At 59.0% G+C, this 19,666-nt stretch carries 16 protein-coding genes; 6 read left to right on the top strand and 10 right to left on the bottom strand.

Going from position 1 to position 19,666, the window contains the following annotated elements; all coding sequences use genetic code 11:
• The first annotated feature begins 21 nt into the window (after positions 1 to 21).
• The 4 genes from ACYZT8_RS15900 to ACYZT8_RS15885 all read left to right on the top strand — a co-directional run bounded on the left by ACYZT8_RS15900 (position 22) and on the right by ACYZT8_RS15885 (position 4,959).
• Positions 22 to 2,190, top strand: a complete 2,169-nt coding sequence (locus ACYZT8_RS15900; protein ID WP_461974040.1) for a xanthine dehydrogenase family protein molybdopterin-binding subunit — start codon at positions 22 to 24, stop codon at positions 2,188 to 2,190.
• A 1-nt stretch (position 2,191) separates the two neighbouring features.
• A complete protein-coding gene (locus ACYZT8_RS15895; protein WP_461974038.1) occupies positions 2,192 to 2,770 on the top strand; it encodes a hypothetical protein in 579 nt (192 codons plus the stop codon).
• A 73-nt stretch (positions 2,771 to 2,843) separates the two neighbouring features.
• Positions 2,844 to 3,419: a GGDEF domain-containing protein gene (locus tag ACYZT8_RS15890; RefSeq protein ID WP_461974036.1), complete on the top strand. Its 576-nt coding sequence runs from the start codon at positions 2,844 to 2,846 to the stop codon at positions 3,417 to 3,419.
• A 337-nt stretch (positions 3,420 to 3,756) separates the two neighbouring features.
• Positions 3,757 to 4,959, top strand: a complete 1,203-nt coding sequence (locus ACYZT8_RS15885) for an NHL repeat-containing protein (protein ID WP_461974034.1) — start codon at positions 3,757 to 3,759, stop codon at positions 4,957 to 4,959.
• A gap of 117 nt (positions 4,960 to 5,076) precedes the next feature.
• Here ACYZT8_RS15885 and ACYZT8_RS15880 read toward each other — a convergent pair whose 3' ends face one another.
• Together ACYZT8_RS15880 and ACYZT8_RS15875 are read right to left on the bottom strand one after the other, a co-directional pair.
• On the bottom strand, positions 5,077 to 6,354 hold the full coding sequence (locus ACYZT8_RS15880; protein ID WP_461974032.1) for an amidase: 1,278 nt from the start codon (positions 6,352 to 6,354) through the stop codon (positions 5,077 to 5,079).
• Positions 6,351 to 6,776 carry a VOC family protein gene (locus ACYZT8_RS15875; protein ID WP_461974030.1) on the bottom strand — a complete coding sequence of 142 codons (426 nt, stop codon included), beginning with the start codon at positions 6,774 to 6,776 and terminating at the stop codon, positions 6,351 to 6,353. The genes ACYZT8_RS15880 and ACYZT8_RS15875 overlap by 4 nt, the downstream gene beginning before the upstream one ends.
• 115 nt (positions 6,777 to 6,891) lie before the next feature.
• Between ACYZT8_RS15875 and ACYZT8_RS15870 the strand changes: the two genes are divergently transcribed.
• Positions 6,892 to 7,758 carry a LysR family transcriptional regulator gene (locus ACYZT8_RS15870; protein WP_461974028.1) on the top strand — a complete coding sequence of 289 codons (867 nt, stop codon included), beginning with the start codon at positions 6,892 to 6,894 and terminating at the stop codon, positions 7,756 to 7,758.
• A gap of 188 nt (positions 7,759 to 7,946) precedes the next feature.
• Here the strand turns inward: ACYZT8_RS15870 and fabI are convergent, their stop codons facing one another.
• The 8 genes from fabI to gloB all read right to left on the bottom strand — a co-directional run bounded on the left by fabI (position 7,947) and on the right by gloB (position 18,809).
• The gene (gene fabI / locus ACYZT8_RS15865; protein WP_008152082.1) at positions 7,947 to 8,741 is read right to left on the bottom strand and encodes an enoyl-ACP reductase FabI; all 795 of its coding nucleotides are present in this window, start codon (positions 8,739 to 8,741) and stop codon (positions 7,947 to 7,949) included.
• Positions 8,742 to 8,762: 21 nt separating this feature from the next.
• A complete protein-coding gene (locus ACYZT8_RS15860) occupies positions 8,763 to 10,373 on the bottom strand; it encodes an ABC transporter ATP-binding protein (protein WP_461974026.1) in 1,611 nt (536 codons plus the stop codon).
• A 1-nt stretch (position 10,374) separates the two neighbouring features.
• Positions 10,375 to 11,394 (bottom strand): ABC transporter permease, encoded by a 1,020-nt coding sequence (locus tag ACYZT8_RS15855; protein WP_010459784.1) that lies wholly within the window; start codon positions 11,392 to 11,394, stop codon positions 10,375 to 10,377.
• A gap of 1 nt (position 11,395) precedes the next feature.
• A complete protein-coding gene (locus ACYZT8_RS15850; protein ID WP_010459785.1) occupies positions 11,396 to 12,469 on the bottom strand; it encodes a microcin C ABC transporter permease YejB in 1,074 nt (357 codons plus the stop codon).
• Between the two features lie 4 nt (positions 12,470 to 12,473).
• Positions 12,474 to 14,315: an extracellular solute-binding protein gene (locus ACYZT8_RS15845; RefSeq protein ID WP_461974024.1), complete on the bottom strand. Its 1,842-nt coding sequence runs from the start codon at positions 14,313 to 14,315 to the stop codon at positions 12,474 to 12,476.
• Positions 14,312 to 16,144 carry an extracellular solute-binding protein gene (locus ACYZT8_RS15840; protein WP_461974022.1) on the bottom strand — a complete coding sequence of 611 codons (1,833 nt, stop codon included), beginning with the start codon at positions 16,142 to 16,144 and terminating at the stop codon, positions 14,312 to 14,314. Before ACYZT8_RS15840 ends, ACYZT8_RS15845 begins: the two co-directional genes overlap by 4 nt.
• A gap of 340 nt (positions 16,145 to 16,484) precedes the next feature.
• Positions 16,485 to 17,942: a transglycosylase SLT domain-containing protein gene (locus tag ACYZT8_RS15835; RefSeq protein ID WP_461974020.1), complete on the bottom strand. Its 1,458-nt coding sequence runs from the start codon at positions 17,940 to 17,942 to the stop codon at positions 16,485 to 16,487.
• 99 nt (positions 17,943 to 18,041) lie between these two features.
• Positions 18,042 to 18,809, bottom strand: a complete 768-nt coding sequence (gloB, locus tag ACYZT8_RS15830) for a hydroxyacylglutathione hydrolase (RefSeq protein ID WP_461974018.1) — start codon at positions 18,807 to 18,809, stop codon at positions 18,042 to 18,044.
• 65 nt (positions 18,810 to 18,874) lie between these two features.
• Between gloB and ACYZT8_RS15825 the strand changes: the two genes are divergently transcribed.
• Positions 18,875 to 19,633 carry a class I SAM-dependent methyltransferase gene (locus ACYZT8_RS15825; RefSeq protein ID WP_131062911.1) on the top strand — a complete coding sequence of 253 codons (759 nt, stop codon included), beginning with the start codon at positions 18,875 to 18,877 and terminating at the stop codon, positions 19,631 to 19,633.
• Positions 19,634 to 19,666: the final 33 nt, after the last annotated feature.

Genomic DNA, 19,666 nt, shown 5'->3' with positions numbered 1-19,666 from the left:
ACGTTGACGGGAGTCTGAACCATGAACAGCATCAACCCTGTATCACGTCGAGGTTTTCTCAAGGGCAGCGCACTGTTGGGCGGTGGTCTGGTGGTGGCGTTCGTCATCCCCGGCGCTCATCGCTTTGCCGTGGGGGCAGAGAATGAAGGCAATATTTTCGCGCCCAATGCGTTTTTGCGGATCGGCAACGACAACGTCGTCACCGTGCTGCTCGGCCACTCGGAAATGGGCCAGGGCATCTGGACCGGCCTGACCATGTTGATTGCCGAAGAGCTGGATGCCGACTGGTCGAAAATCCGCGTCGAACATTCACCCGCGTCGGCGGCGGATTACGGTATGGCGGGGTTCGGCGGAATGCAGATCACCGGCGGCTCGACCTCGACCTGGATGGAGTTCGATCGCTATCGCCAGGCCGGTGCGGCAGCGCGCTTGATGCTGATCGATGCGGCGGCCAAGCGCTTCAACGTCGCACCCTCGGCGATTCACACCGAGTCAGGCGTGGTCATTGCCGGCGACAAGCGCGCGACCTACGGCGAACTGGCGGACGACGCCGGCAAGCTGCCGGTACCGGATCCGGCCTCGATCACGTTCAAGGAGGCCAAGGACTGGCGGCTCATCGGCAAACCCACCAAGCGCCTGGACACCCCGGAGAAAATCACCGGCCGGGCCAAGTTCGGCATGGACGTGCAATTCGAGGGTTTGATGACCGCCATGGTTGCTCGCTCCCCGGTCTTCGGCGGCAGCGTCAAATCCTTCGAAGGCGCCAAGGCGCTGGCCGTGCCGGGTGTGCACAAAGTGGTGCAGGTGCCCACCGGCGTAGCGGTGATTGCCGACCATTACTGGGCGGCGAAGCTTGGGCGCGATGCGCTGAAAGTCGAGTGGGACCTGGGGCCGAACGTCGGCCTCGACAGTCAGAAGTTGCTGGAAAGTTTCCGCAAGCTCGCGGCCACCCCCGGCACCTCGGCCAGTAAGGCCGGCGATACCAACGCTGCGCTGGGCAAAGCCGCCATGACCATCGACGTCGAATACAGCGTGCCGTACCTGGCCCACGCGCCGATGGAGCCGCTCAATTGCACGGTGAAAATCTCCAAGGAGAAGTGCGAGATCTGGACCGGCACGCAGTTCCAGACCCTGGACCAAATGATTGCGGGCAAGATCACCGGGCTCAAGCCCGAACAGGTTGAAATACACACTGAGTTTCTCGGCGGCGGCTTCGGGCGGCGGGCCAATCCCACCTCGGATTTTGTCGCTGAAGCCGTGCAGGTGGCCAAGGCGGCAGGCGCGCCGGTGAAAACCGTCTGGTCCCGGGAGGACGACGTGCGCGGCGGTTACTACCGCTCGGCGTTCCTGCATCAGGCACGCATCGGGCTGGACGCGGGCGGCATGCCCATGGCCTGGAAGCATGTGATGGTCGGTCAGTCGATCATGGCCGGCACCATGCTCGAAGCAACGATGGTCAAGGACGGTGTCGACAAGACGTCGGTCGAAGGCGTTGCCGACAGCCCTTACCTTGAAGGCATGGCCAATCACCAAGTGGAACTGCACTCACCGACAACCGGCATCAGCGTGTTGTGGCTGCGTTCGGTGGGGCACAGCCACACGGCGTTTGTCATGGAGTCGTTGATCGACGAACTGGCAGAGGCGGCGGGCAAGGACCCGGTGGAATACCGACGAACCCTGCTCAAGGCGCATCCGCGGCATTTGGGTGTGCTGAACCTCGCCGTCGAGAAAGCCAACTGGAAGGCGCCACTGCCGGACGGCCACGCGCTGGGTGTGGCGGTGCATGAATCCTTCGGCAGTTACGTGGCCCAGGTTGCTGAAGTGTCCCAGGACAACCTGAAAATCCGTGTGCACCGGGTAGTGTGCGCGGTGGACTGCGGGATTGCGGTCAACCCGATGAGCATCGCTGCGCAAATGGAGTCCTGCATCACCTTCGGCCTCGGCTTTACCTTGCACAGCAAACTGACGTTCAAGGACGGCCAGGTGGTGCAATCCAACTACCACGACTACCAAGTGCTGCGGCTGAACGAAATGCCGGTGGTCGAAGTGCATATCGTGCCGAGCACCGAAAGGTCCGGCGGTATCGGCGAGGCCGGTGTCCCACCGACGGCGCCGGCAGTGGCTAACGCGGTGTTCGCCCTGACCGGGCAGCGCTTGCGGGAACTGCCGTTGCAACTGTCGGGGGTGTGAGATGAAACGACATCTGATTCTTGGCACGGTGGTGTTGGTCGGCCTGGCCGTCTATGCCGAGCACGTGCTTGCTGACGACAAGGAAGCCATCAAGGCGTTTGATACCGTGCAGAAGGTTTTCCAGAACCCACGTTGCCAGAACTGTCATATCCCGGGCGATTCGCCGTTGCAGTTCGATGCTGGAATTCCACACGCGATGAGTGTGGTACGGGGCATGGACGGCAAGGGCGCTGCCGGTTTGCCCTGCGCGACCTGTCACGCCGAGACTAATCCGCCCGCCAGTTACGGGTCGCATACACCACCGGGGGCGCCGCATTGGAGCTTGCCGCCAGCCGCGCACAAGATGGCCTGGATCGGTCTGCCGGCCGATAGGTTGTGCGCGATGATCAAGGACCGTTCCAGCAATGGTGACCGTGATTTTGCGGCACTGATCAAGCACGTCAGCGAGGACAAGCTGGTGCTGTGGGGCTGGAATCCCGGCGAGGGAAGGGCGCCGGTGCCGGTGCCCCACGACATTTTCGTCAGCCAATTCAAGCTGTGGGCTGACGCAGGTGGGCCGTGTCCGGTGGAGGGCAGTTGACCGGCGGTCCGTTAACAGGGAGTCAACCGCGTACGCACGACTCTAAAGTGCATATCCGCCAATGGAGTGAGTAATGCTGATCCGAGGCAAACCGGTCAAGCGAGGGGCTTGCACAGACCCGATGCGTTCGCCACTTAAGGAACGTGAATTGCTGCGCGATCTGGCCCGCAAGGCCGAGCAAGAACTGATGGGCGTGCAGATGGCGAGCATGGACGAGTTGACGTTGCTGCCCAACCGTCACGGGTTTACAGCGCTGGCCCAACACGGGCTGGACGCCTGCCAGCAGCTGGGACTACCGGCAACACTGCTGTTTTTTGACCTCGATAATTTCAAGCGAATCAACTACCTGTACGGTCGAACGGAGGGCGACAACGCCCTGAAAACCTTTGCTGATGTGCTGCGTATCGCCTTTCGCGAAAGCGATGTGATCGGCCGCCTGGGTGGCGATGAATTCGTCGCTCTGCTGACTGGCTCATGCTGGATGGACATCGCCGCGATCAAGTCCCGCCTTGAGGAAATGCTCGACGAGCGCAACGCGACGGTACATCGCAGCTATGACATTCGCTTCAGTATCGGGCAGATCGAATACGATCCGCTGCGCCATGACACCATCGACCGCTTGCTGGAAAAAGACGACGGGACGATGTAGGTGCACAAGCAAACACTGAAGTGGCCGTGATTTAGTCTCCCCTGGACACACACCCTCAAAACTGCAGCCATCCATAATCCTATGGGGGCGGGCTTGCCCGTGAGGCCGCCCAAATCATGCACTCGCATTCATGCGCCGTTTCGAAGTCGAAAGCGCCCGAAGGTCATTAATCTGGCTTCTAAAGACATAAGAACTGTCATTTGTTACAGGTGCCAGCGGAATCTGGAATGCGCAATAGTGGATTGCGCAAAGTCACAGACTCTTCTTGGCAGTCAACACACTTCATTGCAGCGGTTTGTCGGGAGAGATAGGGGTTAACTTTTTAAAGGAAGAAAAAATGACCAGTCAGAGCAACTCCAACTCTTTCGTAAATGCTGGCGAACTTGATCCTGCATTCGCGCTGGAGGGCATCTTCAATGTTCCAAGCGGACCTGGATCAATCCGATCGATCATAGCTGATGGTGATGACGCGTTTGTCCTAGCTGCATGGGTAAACAAGGAATGCTGGCTATATCGCGTTTTTTCAAACGGAACGCAGGACCTGCAGTTTGGACAAAACGGTGTCGCCAAATGGTCTTTCTCTCCAGGGCTGGATTCGTTGCCAGAGCAACTGCTACGGCAGTCAGACGGCAAATTCCTTTTGATTGGTAAAGTCGGGGAGGATGTTTTTAAACGGCAAACCGCCCTTACGAGATTTAACAGAAATGGCAGTCCGGACTTGATTTTTGGGAACAAAATATTTTCCTCTGCTGATCTGATGACTTCTTCGATATGTTTGCAAACGGACGGAAAAATTCTGGTACTACCTTATGGATCTGGCAGCAGTGACGAGAGAAAAGTAGTGCTATTTCGTCTTCAGTCGAATGGTGAAACCGATCTAGAGTTTGGAAACAAAGGATTTATCGAATTCCAGTTCAATGATCAAAGTTCGCAAGGCGTCAGTATGGCGGTCATGGACGATGGGAACATTGTGGTTGGAGGAACCGTTAGTGGGCCGAGCGGGAGCGGAGAAATAGCAAAGGCGGTTGCCCGATTTCTTCCAGATGGCGTTCTTGATTCATCATTCGGGCAGTCCGGATGCTGGGAGTCAGAAAATAGCAACAAAATGCAAAAAATGATCGTCCATGAGAACAGTATTATTTGTGTTGGGTTAAATATGGCTGGCGGATATTTTGCCTGCGTATCCAAAGTGACGCAGGAAGGTGCATATGACCCAACGTTTAATAACGGTCAAACCGTTGTTGTAAACATTGAGGCTGATATTCCTGCTTTCTTTGTAGGTTGCCGCGCTGTTGTGGTGCAGGCAGATGGATGCATTGTAGCGGCTGGCGAAGCAGGTAACGTTGAGCGCGGGTTCTGGCTGCGCCTTCTGCCTGATGGAAATCCTGATGCGGGCTTTGGAAGAAATGGGGTCTTCAACTATCAGCAACCGAGTTTGGTTTTTGAATTGATGGCACAAACGAATGACCAGCGTATCCTCGCCGCCGTCGATCTAATGAGTCCTGAACGAACACCGCATGTATTCGGGATTCAGTGTTGAGCAATCCGCTGTAAAACAACACAAATGAAAAACCCGCCGTAAACTGACGGGCTTTTTACTAAACCAGACAGCGGAAGACTTGCTGGCCTTGGCCGATAAGGCAATGCACGACACTCATCATTCTTGAGTGACGCAGTGCAAAACCGATGCAACGTGCCCGGCGGTTCTCAACAACCGGCCGTCATCCCTGAACTTACCGATCAGCTGTAATCCGATTGGTAGATTGCCTTGCGCGCGTTTCAGCGGGATATTGACCTGCGGCCAGCCGAAAGCCCCCCAGAACTTGATGAAATCCGACGGTCCGGTGCTTTCCAGACCCATGGGCGCAACCATCCCGCACGAGGCACCAAGCATGGCGTCGAAGGGTTGGCAAAGCTCGTTCAAGCGTGGGGCGAGGGTGGCCAGGCGCGCCTTGGCAGCGGATTCCTGTTCCCATGTTGTCGCTGCCGCACGCTCGAACATGGCCAGTGTCGACGAACTCAATTGGGTCCGGTGTCGTTGAAACTCCTTCGCCAGCGAACGGGCACCTTCGCAATCGTTAATCAGCTGATGGTCGTCGAATACACCGGCAAACTCGTCGGGCAGTTCCAGTTCGCTCACGTGATGGTCAGCGTGGCTCAACTGATCCGCCGCCTGCTCCAGAGCGTGGGCCACCTCGGGTTCCACTTGATCCCAGCGCGACGTACGGCAGAAACCCAGTCGTAGAGGACGGCGCTCGACGTCAGGTACCACGAAGCCGGGAATCAACACGCGCGCCACGAGGTGCAGATCGCGTACCGATCTTCCGTACCAACCCACGGTGTCGAAGCTCGGCGCCAGCGGTTTCACACCTTCCAGCGACACCAATCCCAGCGATGGTTTGTAAGCGAAGAGGCCGCAATAGGATGCCGGCTTGAGCAATGAGCCTGCGGTCTGGGTGCCCAGCGCCAAGGCAAAGAAACCCGCCGCCATCCCGGCCGCCGAACCCGCGCTGGAGCTGCCCGGCGTGCGAGTGAGGTCGTGGGGATTGCGCGTCGGACCGGTGTGCATGTAGGCAAACTCGGTGGTGTGGGTCTTGCCCATGATCAGCGCGCCGGCCTGGCGTAGCAGGGTGACTACGTGGGCGTCCCGGGACGGTTGATGGTCGGTGTAGATGGGCGAGAAGAATTGCGTGGGGTAGGCCGCGGTGTCGAAGATGTCCTTGATGCCCACGGGTATGCCAGCCAGCAGGCCACGACCGTTGTTTTGCGCCGCATCGGCACGTACCTGCCGGGCGTCGAACGAGACGAAGGCCTGGATATCCGGCTCCTGCGCCTGGATGCGCTCAAGGAAGGCCTCAGCGATGGCGGCAGCGGTCGTGTCGCCATCGACCACCGCTTCACTGAGGGTAGTGGCGTCAAAGTCCGGGCGGATCATTTGGCGAACACCTGAGAGATGTCCTTGAACGCCTTGAACTCCAAAGCGTTGCCGCAGGGGTCGAAGAGAAACATCGTGGCTTGTTCACCCACTAAACCTTGAAAGCGGATGCCGGGCTCGATCACAAAGCGTGTACCGAGGTCTTTCAAACGCTCCGCCAGCGCCTCCCATTCCTCCATTCCCAAAATCACACCGAAATGCGGCACCGGCACGTTATGACCGTCCACAGCATTGGTGTGTGCGGCTTCCTGAGAGGCGTTTTTCGGTGCCAAGTGAATCACCAGTTGATGGCCGAAGAAGTTGAAGTCGACCCAGTGGTCGCTGGAGCGGCCCTCTTCCAGGCCAAACACTTCGCCATAGAAACGCCGGGCAGCGACCAAATCGTAAACCGGAATCGCCAAGTGAAAAGGGGAGAGTTGCATGGGGTTCGCCTTCTTGTTGTTAGGGGACGAGGCTGAGTTTAGCGCTATGCTTTTTGATTAAAAGACGATAGTTTTTGCGTCGAGCACAAATTATTTCGATCAATCGAGAGCACCTATGCTGCGCGAGTTGAAAACCTTCATCGCCGTGACGCGCTACGGCACATTCGCCGCCGCCGGGATGCACATCGGCCTCACGCAGTCGGCGGTCAGCGCGCAGATACGCAATCTGGAACAGGCGCTGGGCATTCGTCTGTTCGATCGCACCGGACGTCAGGCGATTCTCAATGCCGCCGGGCAACGGGCGTTGCCGATGGCACGGGAAATTCTCGAGACGTTCAGCCGTATGGCCGCCAGTGACAATGTGAGCGAGTATCGCGGTGAGCTGAAAATTGGCGCAGTGTCCACGGTCCAGACCGGGTTGTTGCCCCAGGCATTTTTACGGTTGAGGGAGCAGGCTCCGCTACTGGAGCCGAAATTGGTGCCGGGCGTGTCGTTGAGCCTGCTCAGTCAGGTCGATACGGGTGAGGTGGATCTGGCGATTCTGATCAAGCCGCCGTACGAGCTACCCAAAGAGCTTTCCGTACAGGTTATCCGACGCGAGCCGTTTGTATTGATTGTGCCGATGGACCTTGAAGGCAATGAACCGTTGCAAATCCTTGCCAGCCACGGGCACGTGCGTTACGACCGCAATTCATTTGGCGGTCGCCTGGTGACGCGTTTTTTGCGTGAACAACAGATTGAAGTGCACGTGGCGATGGAGCTGGATGAGCTGGAAGCCATCGTCAAGATGGTTGAATGCGGGTTCGGCGTTTCACTGCTGCCCGAGGCCGGGTTATGGCTTGAGCATGGGGCGAAGGTCAGGATTATCCCGTTGGGCGAGTTGACGTTTTATCGGGAGATTGTGCTGTTGCAGCGTTATAGCCAGCGGATGCAGCCGATTCAGCAGCTGTTTGCCCGGTGCCTCACCCAAATCGAAAACTAACCACAATCCGCCCCCTGTGGGAGCGAGCCTGCTCGCGATAGCGGACTAACATTCAAAAATGATATCGACTGATACACCGCTATCGCGAGCAGGCTCACTCCCACATGGGATTTTTGCATCACGCCAGAAATCTCAGGCATAAAAAAACCCGCCTGAAGAGGCGGGTTTTTTTATGGGCTAGCGAAAGATCACTCTTCCAAGCTACCCATCGCAGTGGTGTTGAAGCCACCGTCTACATACATGATTTCGCCGCTGATGCCGGACGCCAGGTCCGAGCACAGGAAGGCGCCAGCGTTGCCGACTTCGTCGATGGTGACGTTACGACGCAGCGGGGTTTGCGCTTCGTTGGCGGCCAGCATCTTGCGGAAGTTCTTGATGCCGGAAGCGGCGAGGGTGCGGATCGGGCCAGCCGATACGCAGTTGACGCGGGTGCCGTCCGGGCCCAGGGAGCCGGCCAGGTAACGTACGCCAGCTTCCAGCGAAGCCTTGGCCATGCCCATCACGTTGTAGTTCGGCATGGTGCGCTCGGCACCCAGGTACGACAGGGTCAGCAGGCTGCCATTGCGGCCTTTCATCATTTCGCGGCCAGCCTTGGCCAGGGCCACGAAGCTGTAGGCGCTGATGTCGTGAGCAATGCGGAAACCTTCACGGGTGGTGGCTTCGGTGAAGTCGCCGTCCAGTTGGTCGCCCGGGGCGAAGCCGACGGAGTGCACGATGCAATCCAGGCCGTCCCACTTCTTGCCCAGTTCAACGAAGACTTTGGCGATTTCTTCATCGCTGGCCACGTCGCACGGGAAGCACAGGTCAGGGTTGGAGCCCCAGCTCTGTGCGAACTCTTCGACACGACCCTTGAGTTTGTCGTTCTGATAAGTGAAGGCAAGCTCAGCGCCCTCGCGATGCATGGCGGCAGCGATGCCGGATGCGATGGACAGCTTGCTGGCGACACCGACGATCAGTACGCGCTTACCGGCGAGAAAACCCATGTGTTGCTCCTCTCTTTCAGGTTATTGCGCAGTGGCTGGAGCCAGGAAAGCGGCTTCCAGCAACTGCTGTGTATACGGATGTTGGGGGGCGGCAAAGATACTTTGCGCGTCTCCCTGTTCGACCACTTGGCCCTGCTTGACCACCATCAACTGGTGGCTCAGCGCCTTGACGACAGCCAGGTCATGGCTGATAAACAGATACGTCAGGTTGTACTTGGTTTGCAGTGAACGCAAAAGCTCCACCACTTGGCGTTGCACGGTGCGGTCGAGGGCCGAAGTCGGCTCGTCCAGCAAAATCAACGCCGGTTTTAGCACTAACGCCCGGGCAATGGCGATTCTCTGCCGCTGCCCACCGGAAAATTCGTGGGGGTAGCGGTTCCGGGTTTCCGGGTCCAGACCTACCTCCTTCAATGCCGCAATAATCGCTTGTTCCTGTTCTGCCTCGGTGCCCATCTTGTGGATCCGCAGGCCTTCGCCGACGATCTGGCTCACGCACATCCGCGGGCTCAGGCTGCCGAACGGATCCTGAAATACCACCTGCATCTCCCGACGCAAGGGTCGAACCTCCCCCTGCGTCAGGCAGTCTAGCTGCTTGCCTTCAAAACGGATGGCGCCTTTGCTGCCGATCAGCCGCAAAATCGCCAGACCGAGCGTCGACTTGCCCGAACCGCTTTCTCCCACAATCCCCAGGGTCTGGCCCTGAGGCAGGCTGAAATTGATCCCGTCCACCGCTTTGATGTGGTCGACGGTCTTTTTCAGAAAGCCTTTCTTGATCGGGAACCAGACTTTCAGGTCCTCGACCTGCAGCAGCGGCGGGCCAATCACGTTGGTTGCCGGCTTGCCGCTGGGCTCCGCTGCCAGCAGTTCCCGAGTGTACGGATGCTGCGGCGCGCGGAACAACTCTTCGCACGATGCCTGTTCGACGATGCAACCGCGCTGCATGACACATACGCGATGCGCAATTCTTCGCACAAGGTTCAAATCGTGACTGATCAGTAGCAAGGCCATGCCCAGGCGGGCCTGCAATTCCTTGAGCAATTCGAGGATTTTCAGCTGAACGGTCACGTCCAGTGCGGTGGTCGGTTCGTCGGCAATCAGCAACTCGGGCTCGTTGGCCAGGGCCATTGCGATCATCACCCGCTGGCGCTGACCACCGGACAATTCATGGGGCAGGGCCTTGAGACGTTTCTCCGGCTCTGGAATGCCAACCATCTCCAGCAACTCCAGCGTGCGCTTGGTCGCGACTTTGCCGATCAAGCCTTTGTGAATGCTCAACACTTCGTTGATCTGCTTCTCGATCGAGTGCAGCGGATTGAGCGAGGTCATCGGCTCCTGGAAGATCATCGCAATCCGGTTGCCGCGGATGTGGCGGATGGTTTTCTCTTTCAGGCTCAGCAGGTTTTGCCCGGAATACTCGATGGTCCCCGACGGATGCCGGGCGAGCGGGTAGGGCAGCAGCCGCAGGATCGAGTGCGCCGTCACCGATTTGCCGGAACCGCTTTCGCCGACCAGCGCCAGGGTTTCGCCACGCTTGATATCGAAACTGACGCCTTCCACCACCCGCTGGTAGTGATCGCCGACGACGAATTCGACGGCCAGGTCGCGCACTTCGATCAGATTGTCCTGATTCATTTCACTTCCTCGGGTCGAAGGCATCGCGAGCGGACTCGCCGATGAACACCAGCAAACTCAACATCAATGCCAGCACGGCAAACGCACTCATACCGAGCCACGGCGCTTGCAGGTTGGATTTGCCCTGGGCCACCAGTTCACCCAACGACGGCGCGCCCGGCGGCAAACCAAAGCCCAGGAAGTCGAGGGCGGTCAGAGTGCCGATGGCGCCGGTCAAAATGAACGGCATGAAGGTCATGGTCGAGACCATGGCGTTGGGCAAAATGTGGCGGAACATGATCGCACCATTCTGCATCCCCAGCGCCCGGGCCGCGCGCACGTATTCGAGGTTGCGCCCGCGCAAGAACTCGGCGCGCACCACGTCCACCAGGCTCATCCACGAGAACAGCAGCATGATCCCCAACAGCCACCAGAAGTTCGGCTGCACGAAACTGGCGAGGATGATCAGCAGATACAGCACCGGCAGCCCGGACCAGATCTCCAGGAAACGCTGCCCGGCCAGATCCACCCAGCCGCCATAGAACCCCTGCAAGGCCCCGGCAATCACGCCGATGATCGAGCTGAGAATGGTCAGCGTCAGCGCAAACAGCACCGAAATACGGAACCCGTAAATCACCCGCGCCAACACATCGCGGCCCTGATCGTCAGTACCCAGGAGGTTGTCGGCTGAAGGTGGCGCGGGCGCCGGGACCTTCAGGTCGTAATTGATGCTTTGGTAGCTGTAGGGGATCGGCGCCCACAGCACCCAGGCGTCTTTGGCCTTGAGCAGTTCGCGGATATAGGGGCTCTTGTAGTTGGCCTCCAGCGGGAATTCGCCGCCGAACGCAGTTTCCGGGTAGCGCTTGAGTGCCGGGAAGTACCAGCCGTTGTCGTAATGCACCACCAGCGGTTTGTCGTTGGCAATCAGCTCGGCGCCGAGGCTCAGGCCGAACAGCACCAGAAACAGCCACAGCGACCACCAGCCACGCTTGTTGGCCTTGAACAGTTCGAAACGTCGGCGATTGAGTGGGGACAGATTCATCTCAATGCTCCCGGCTTTCGAAGTCGATGCGCGGATCGACAAAGGTGTAGGTCAGGTCACCGATCAATTTCACCACCAGACCGAGCAAGGTAAAGATAAACAGCGTGCCGAACACCACCGGGTAATCGCGATTGATCGCCGCTTCGAAACTCATCAAACCGAGGCCATCCAGGGAGAAGATCACTTCTACCAGCAGCGAGCCAGTGAAGAAGATCCCGATAAACGCCGATGGGAAACCGGCGATCACCAGCAGCATGGCGTTGCGGAACACATGACCGTAAAGCACGCGGTGATTGGTCAGGCCCTTGGCCTTGGCGGTGACCACGTACTGTTTGTTGATTTCGTCGAGGAAGCTGTTTTTGGTCAGCAGGGTCATGGTCGCGAAGTTACCGATCACCAGCGCGGTCACGGGCAATGCCAAGTGCCAGAAGTAGTCAAGGATCTTGCCGCCGGTGCTCAGTTCATCGAAGTTGTTCGAGGTCAGTCCCCTGAGCGGGAACCAGTCCAGATAGCTGCCGCCGGCGAACACCACGATCAGCAGGATCGCAAACAGGAACGCCGGGATCGCGTAACCGACGATGATCAGTGAACTGGTCCAGACGTCGAAGTGGCTGCCGTGTCGCGTCGCCTTGGCGATCCCCAGCGGGATCGACACCAGGTACATGATCAGCGTGCTCCACAACCCGAGCGAGATCGACACCGGCATCTTTTCCTTGATCAGGTCGATGACCTTGGCGTCGCGGAAGAAGCTATCGCCGAAGTCCAGGGTGGCGTAGTTCTTGATCATGATCCACAAGCGTTCCGGCGCCGATTTATCGAAGCCGTACATGTGTTCGATTTCCTTGACCAGCATCGGGTCCAGGCCCTGCGCGCCGCGATAGGCGGAGCCGGCCACCGACACTTCGGCACCACCGCCGGCAATGCGGCTGGTGGCGCCTTCGAAGCCTTCGAGCTTGGCGATCATCTGCTCTACCGGCCCGCCGGGGGCGGCCTGGATGATCACGAAGTTGATCAGCAAAATGCCGAGCAAGGTCGGGATGATCAGCAGCAGTCGCCGAAAAATATACGCCAGCATCTGATTACTCCGTGCCCGCAGGGTCGGCTTGCAGTTTGGTTTCGACTTCTATCGCCGGTGTCGCGTCAGGCTTGACCCACCAGGTGTTCGTGCCGATGTCGTACTTGGGAGAGACTTTCGGGTGACCGATGTGGTTCCAGTAAGCGACGCGCCAGGTTTTGATGTGCCAGTTGGGGATCACGTAATAACCCCATTGCAGCACGCGGTCCAGTGCCCGGGCGTAAGCGACCAGGCTTTTGCGCGAATCGGCATTGATCAGTTGCTCGACCAGTTGATCGACCACCGGATCCTTGAGGCCCATGGAATTGCGGCTGCCGGGTTTGTCGGCTGCGGCGGACATCCAGAATTCGCGCTGTTCATTGCCCGGCGAGTTGGACTGCGGGAAGCTGCCGACGATCATGTCGAAGTCCCGTGACCGCACGCGGTTGATGTATTGCGAGACATCGACCCGGCGGATTACCAGGTCAATGCCCAGGTCGCTGAGGTTGCGCTTGAACGGCAGCAGCACGCGTTCGAATTCGGTCTGGGCCAGCAGGAACTCGATGGTCACCGGTTTGCCGTTGGTGTCGACCATCTTGTCGTCAACGATCCGCCAGCCAGCCTCTTGCAGCAGTTGGTAGGCCTTGCGCTGCTGGGTGCGGATCATGCCGCTGGCGTCGGTCATCGGGTTCTGGAACGCTTCGCTGAACACCTGCTCGGGGATCTTGCCGCGGAACGGGTCGAGGATCGCCAGTTGTTCGGCGTCGGGCAGGCCGGTCGCGGCCATTTCCGAGTTTTCGAAGAAGCTGCGGGTGCGCACATAGGCACCGTTGAACAGCTGTTTGTTGGTCCACTCGAAATCCAGCAGCAACGTCAGCGCCTGACGCACGCGTACGTCGTGGAACACTGGGCGGCGCAGGTTGAACACAAAGCCCTGCATGCCGGTCGGGTTGGCGTTGGGGATCTGTTCCTTGATCAAGCGGCCTTCGGTGACTGCTGGAATGTTGTAGGCATTGGCCCAGTTCTTCGCGGCCATTTCCAGCCAGTAATCGAACTGCCCGGCCTTGAGGGCTTCCAGTGCCACGGTGTTGTCGCGGTAATAGTCGGTGGTCATCACGTCGAAATTGTAGAAGCCACGGTTGGCCGGCAGGTCCTTGCCCCAGTAATCCTTGACCCGCTCATAGCGTATCGAGCGCCCGGCCTTCACTTCGGTCACCTTGTAGGGGCCGCTGCCCAGCGGGATTTCAAGGTTACCCTTGTTGAAATCGCGGTTCGCCCACCAGTGCTTTGGCAACACCGGCAACTGGCCGAGGATCAGCGGCAGTTCGCGGTTGTTGGTGTGCTTGAATTTGAACAGCACGGTGAGTGGGTCTTCGGCGACCGCTTCCTCGACGTCGCTGTAGTAACCGCGGTAGAGCGGGGCGCCGTCCTTGGTCAGCGTCTGGAAGCTGAACACCACGTCTTCGGCGCGAATCGGATGACCGTCGTGGAAGCGACCTTCAGGACGCAGGTAGAAACGCACCCAACTGTTGTCCGGGGCTTTCTCGATCTTGCCGGCGACCAGCCCGTATTCGGTGAACGGCTCGTCCAGACCCTGTTTGGCCAGGGTGTCGTAGATCATCCCGATGTCGTCGGCCGGCACGCCTTTGCTGATGAACGGGTTGAGGCTGTCGAAGCCACCGAACCCGGCCTGGCGAAAGATTCCACCCTTGGGTGCGTCGGGGTTCACGTAGTCGAAATGCTTGAAGTCGGCCGGGTATTTAGGCGGCTCGTTGTACAGGGTCACGGCATGTTGCGGGGCGGCGCAGGCCAGCCCGGCGAACAGCAGACCGCTGGCCTGCAGCAGCAGGGCGCGTACGGGTTTCATCGATCTTTCTCCGAAGATTTCAGCCACCACGCGGAGAGGCCCAGGGTGTAGGGCGGCGTGGTGACAAAGGCGAACCGGTTGCGGTAGGCCAGGCGGTGATAATTAAGGTACCAGTTGGGAATGATGTAGTGCTGCCACAGCAAGACCCGGTCGAGGGCTTTGCCGGCGGCGACTTGTTCGTCGCGGGTTTGCGCGGCGAGCAATTGTTCGAGCAGGTGGTCGACCACCGGGTTGGCGATGCCGGCGTAGTTTTTACTGCCCTTGACCCCGACCTGGCTGGAATGGAAGTACTGCCACTGCTCCAGGCCCGGGCTGAGGGTCTGGTTTTGGGTCATCAGGATCATGTCGAAATCGAACTGATCCAGACGTTGTTTGTACTGGGCGCGATCGACCGTGCGCAGCCGCGCGTCAATGCCAATGCTGGCGAGATTCTCGACGTAAGGCTGAAGGATACGTTCCAGGTTCGGGTTGACCAGCAGGATCTCGAGCTTGAGTGGCTGGCCTTTGGCGTTCTCGAGCCGTTGCCCATTGAGCTTCCAGCCGGCCTCGGCAAGCAGCGCCAGGGCTTTTCGCATGGTTTCCCGGGGAATGCCGCGTCCGTCGGTCTTGGGCAGGCTGAACGGCTCGGTGAAGAGCTTGGCGGGCAACTGCTCGCGATACGGCTTGAGCATCAGCCATTCGTGCCCGACCGGCAGGCCCGTGGCGGAGAACTCGCTATTGGGGTAGCAACTCATGGCGCGTTTGTAAGCGCCGCTGAACAGGGTGCGGTTGGTCCACTCGAAGTCGAACATCAGCCCCAGCGCTTCACGGACGTTGGTCTCGGAGAAGGTCGGGCGCCGGCTGTTCATGAACAGGCCCTGGGTCTGGGTCGGAATCTGGTGCGGGATCTGCGCCTTGATCACGTCGCCGCGGCGCACGGCCGGGAAGTTGTAACCGTTGTCCCAGTTCTTCGCCTGGTGCTCGATGTAGATGTCGAATTCGCCGGCTTTGAAGGCTTCGAAGGCCACATCGCTGTCGCGGTAGAACTCGACTTCCATGCGATCGACGTTGTACTTGCCGCGATTGACCGGCAGGTCCTTGCCCCAGTAGTCCTTGACCCGTTCGAAAATGATCTGGCGTCCTGGCGTTACCGACGTGATGCGGTACGGCCCGCTGCCCAGTGGCGGTTCGAAGGTGGTGGCCTTGAAATCACGACCTTTCCAGTAATGCTGCGGCAGCACCGGCAATTCGCCCAGGCGCAGGATCTGCAATGGATTGCCGGCGCGCTTGAAGACAAATCGAATGCGCTGCGGGTTGAGGATGTCCACACGTAACACTTCCTGAAGGCTGGTGCGGTATTGCGGATGACCTTCCTTGAGCAGCAAACGATAGGAAAACGCTACGTCGTAGGCGGTAATCGGCGTGCCATCGTGGAACCGCGCTTCAGGGCGCAGGTTGAACACGACCCAGCTGCGGTCTTCGCTGTATTCCACCGATTGGGCGATCAGGCCATAACTGGAGGTCGGCTCATCACCTGACGGCGCGTACTGGCCAGTGCCGACCATCAACGGTTCGTTGAGCTCGTTGATGCCGTACTGCAGGAAGTTGGGGGTGGAAACCGGGCTTGAACCCTTGAAGGTGTAGGGGTTGAGCGTATCGAAGGTGCCAAACGCCATCACCCGCAACGTACCGCCCTTGGGCGCTTGCGGGTTGACCCAGTCGAAGTGGGTAAATCTGGCCGGGTACTTGAGCGTGCCGAACTGCGCATAACCATGGCTTTCGCTGATCGTCGCGCTTGCGGGGGAGCTCAAGGCCAGGCTGATCAGGAAGAGGAGGAGGGGACGCTTCAAGTCAGAGATCCGATCCAGGCGGCTTGGGCTTTGTGGCCCGTACAGTAACAGCTTGTATCGACAGGAAAAAGACAGGCGGTTAATGCGTTGTTAATTGTTGGCGCGCTACTCCTGCCAGCCGCAGAACCTGTGGCGAGGGAGCTTGCTCCCGCTGGGCTGCGCAGCGGCCCCAATACCTGACATCTCTATAATTTCTGACACGCCACATGTTCATGGTTTGCGACTGCTCCGCAGCCGAGCGGGAGCAAGCTCCCTCGCCACAGGGAATCTTGCGGACCCCCGATTTCTGCTGACCTCAAATCGCAGGCAAAAAAAAACCCCTGGAATCAGGGGCTCATTTTTAGCGCGGGGAAGAAACCGTCAACATCTGCCCAGGCTTGAGCGCCTGACCAACACGCGGGTTCCAGCGCTTGAGGTGCTGCATCTCGACATTAAAACGTTTGGCAACCATGTACAGCGAATCGCCTTGCTGGACCTTGTATTGGGTCTGCGGCTTTTCCTTGGCGGCTTTGCTGTTTGTCTTGCTGTTCGCCGCCACGACGGTGTTGACGCGACCGCTGCTGCTGCGCTTGTTGGTGTCTTGCATCACCAGAGTCTGGCCGACCTTGAGGTTCTTGCCGGTCATCTTGTTCCAGCGCTGCAGGTCCTTGACATCGACCTTGTTGGCCTTGGCGATAGCGGCGAGGTTGTCGCCGCGTTTTACGCGGTAGGCACGTTTGAGGCTGGCGATTTCGGATTCATCAGCACCTTCGAAGACCGGCTTGAGCGACTTCTTGCTGATCAACTCTTCAGGACGCATGGTCGAGAGGCTGGCTGTCAGCAGTTGCGCCTTGGACGTTGGCACCAGCAAATGCTGGGGGCCGTCGATGGTGGTGCGCTGTTTGAAGGCCGGGTTGAGCTGGAACAGCTCGTCTTCGTCGATGTTGGCCACCGCGGCAACCTTGGACAGGTCCATGCGCTGGTTGATTTCGACGACCTGGAAGTACGGTTCGTTGGCGATCGGGTTGAGGTTGACGCCATACGCTTCGGGGGCCAGCACGACCTGGGACAAGGCCAGCAACTTGGGCACGTAGGCTTGGGTTTCGGCGGGTAGCGGCAGGTTCCAGTAATCGGTTGGCAGGCCAAGCTTTTCGTTGCGCTCGATGGCGCGGCTGACCGTGCCTTCACCCGCGTTGTAGGCCGCCAGGGCCAGCAACCAGTCACCGTTGAACATGTCGTGCAGGCGGGTCAGGTAATCCATGGCTGCGGTGGTCGAGGCGGTGATGTCGCGACGGCCATCATAAAAACGGGTCTGACGCAGGTTGAAGTAACGCCCGGTGGAGGGGATGAATTGCCACAAGCCAACCGCGTTGGCCCGGGAATAGGCCATCGGGTTGTAGGCGCTTTCAATCACCGGCAACAGCGCCAGTTCCAGCGGCATGTTGCGTTCTTCAAGACGTTCGACAATGTAATGAATGTAGAGGCTGCCGCGTTCGCCGGCGTTTTCGAGGAAGGATGGGTTACTGGCGAACCATAGGCGCTGTTGCTCGATGCGCGGGTTGACGCCCAGGCTGTCCTGCAACTGGAAGCCTTGGCGCATGCGCTCCCAGACATCTTGTGGAATTTGCGGAGTCGGTTTTTCGCTGAGCCAGATAGGTTTTTGCTTGGCACGAGCGGCGATATTCGGAGTGTGTGTCGCTTCGGTCTGCGGCACATGGCTGGAACAGCCCGCCAGAGTGGCGGACACAGCCACCGCTATGGCTTGAGCCAAGCGGGTCAATGCGTCTGAATTGATGGCTTTACGAATAGATGACGACATTGGCTGGAAGTATGTTCCGGGCAAAAATGTCGGGCGATTCTAGAAAGCGCACCCCTTGCGGTCAACCATTCAGAATTTTTGTACCAACGGGCTGGCTACTTAGAACTTATCTTTCCAAGCCCGAAGAGCAGCAAAGACCGCACTCGGAGCCCGGTTTTGGGTTCCATTCCGTTCGTCCACTTTTTCTTTAACGGATGTTTCGTCGACACGCAAAAACGGGTTAGTCAGCTTCTCAAGCGCCAAAGTAGAGGGCAGCGTCATGATTCCGGCTGCACGTTGCGCGGTGACTTTTTCCAGACGTGCGGTGGTGTCCGGATTGCCCGGTTCGACCGCTGCGGCAAACTTCAGGTTGCTCAGGGTGTATTCGTGGGTGCAGTAGACCAGCGTATCTTCAGGCAGCGCAGCGAGGCGGCTCAGCGAGGTGTGCATTTGCTCAGGCGTGCCTTCGAACAAACGCCCGCAACCCGCGGCAAAGAGGGTGTCGCCGCAGAACAGCAGGCCGTGATGGTAATAGGCAATATGTCCCAAGGTGTGTCCGGGCACGGCGAAGACATCGAACTCCCAGCCCAGCACGCTGACGCGGTCGTTATCTTTGAGCGCCACGTCCCGTGCCGGGATGGATTCGCTGGCCGGGCCGTAGACTTTCGCGTCCGTCGCTTTTTTCAGCTGCTCGACGCCGCCGACATGATCATGATGGTGATGAGTGACCAAGATATCGCTCAATACCCAACCCGGATGTGCTGCCAGCCAGGCTTGCACGGGCGCGGCATCACCCGGATCGACCACGGCGCAGCGCTGGGTGCGGTGGTCTTGTAACAACCAGATGTAGTTGTCGGTGAAGGCGGGCAGGGCACTGATCTGTATCATCGTCGGATTCGCCAAGCGGAAAACAATGGCGCATCTTAGAACTTCCTGGCGCGTTGGAGAATGCAATGACTGATAAAGCGTTCGCTCAGGCCGATCCTGACTGGCTGGCATTGATCAGCGCAGCCCGTGAATGGCTGTCCGGCCCGATCGGGCAATTTTTGCTGGACGAAGAACGACGCATGCTCGAAGACGAGCTGGGCCGCTTCTTCGGTGGCTACCTGGTGCATTACGGTCCGTCGGCCCAGACGCCACCGTCGGCACCCCAAGTTCAGCGCAATGTGCGGCTCGGTGCGCCGTTGCCGGGTGTCGAGATCGTCTGCGAAGAGCAGGCTTGGCCGTTGAGCGAGCATGCCGCTGATGTGGTGGTGATGCAGCACGGTCTGGATTTCTGCCTGTCGCCCCACGGTTTGCTGCGTGAAGCCGCGAGCAGCGTGCGGCCCGGCGGGCATCTGCTGATCATCGGAATCAATCCCTGGAGCAGCTGGGGCTTGCGCCATGTGTTCGCCCATGACGGCTTGCGCAAGGCTCGCTGCATCTCGCCGTCGCGGGTCGGCGACTGGCTCAACCTGCTGGGCTTCGCGCTGGAGAAACGCCGCTTCGGGTGCTATCGTCCGCCGCTTGCATCACCTGCCTGGCAGGCTCGTCTGGCCGGTTGGGAACGCAAGGCCGGTGACTGGCAACTGTCGGGTGGCGGCTTCTATTTATTGGTTGCGCGCAAGATCGTGGTGGGCTTGCGGCCAGTCCGCCAGGAACGGCGCGAACCAATGGGCAAGTTGATTCCATTGCCGATGGCCAAGGTCAACCGTCGCAACATCGAGCCGTAATACACTCTTTATTTCCCGGCCGGGTTTGCCCCG

The organism is Pseudomonas sp. LB3P93 (assembly GCF_054898025.1).
Note: the sequence above shows the minus strand (reverse complement) of the source record. Positions and strands in the feature narration are given on the sequence as shown.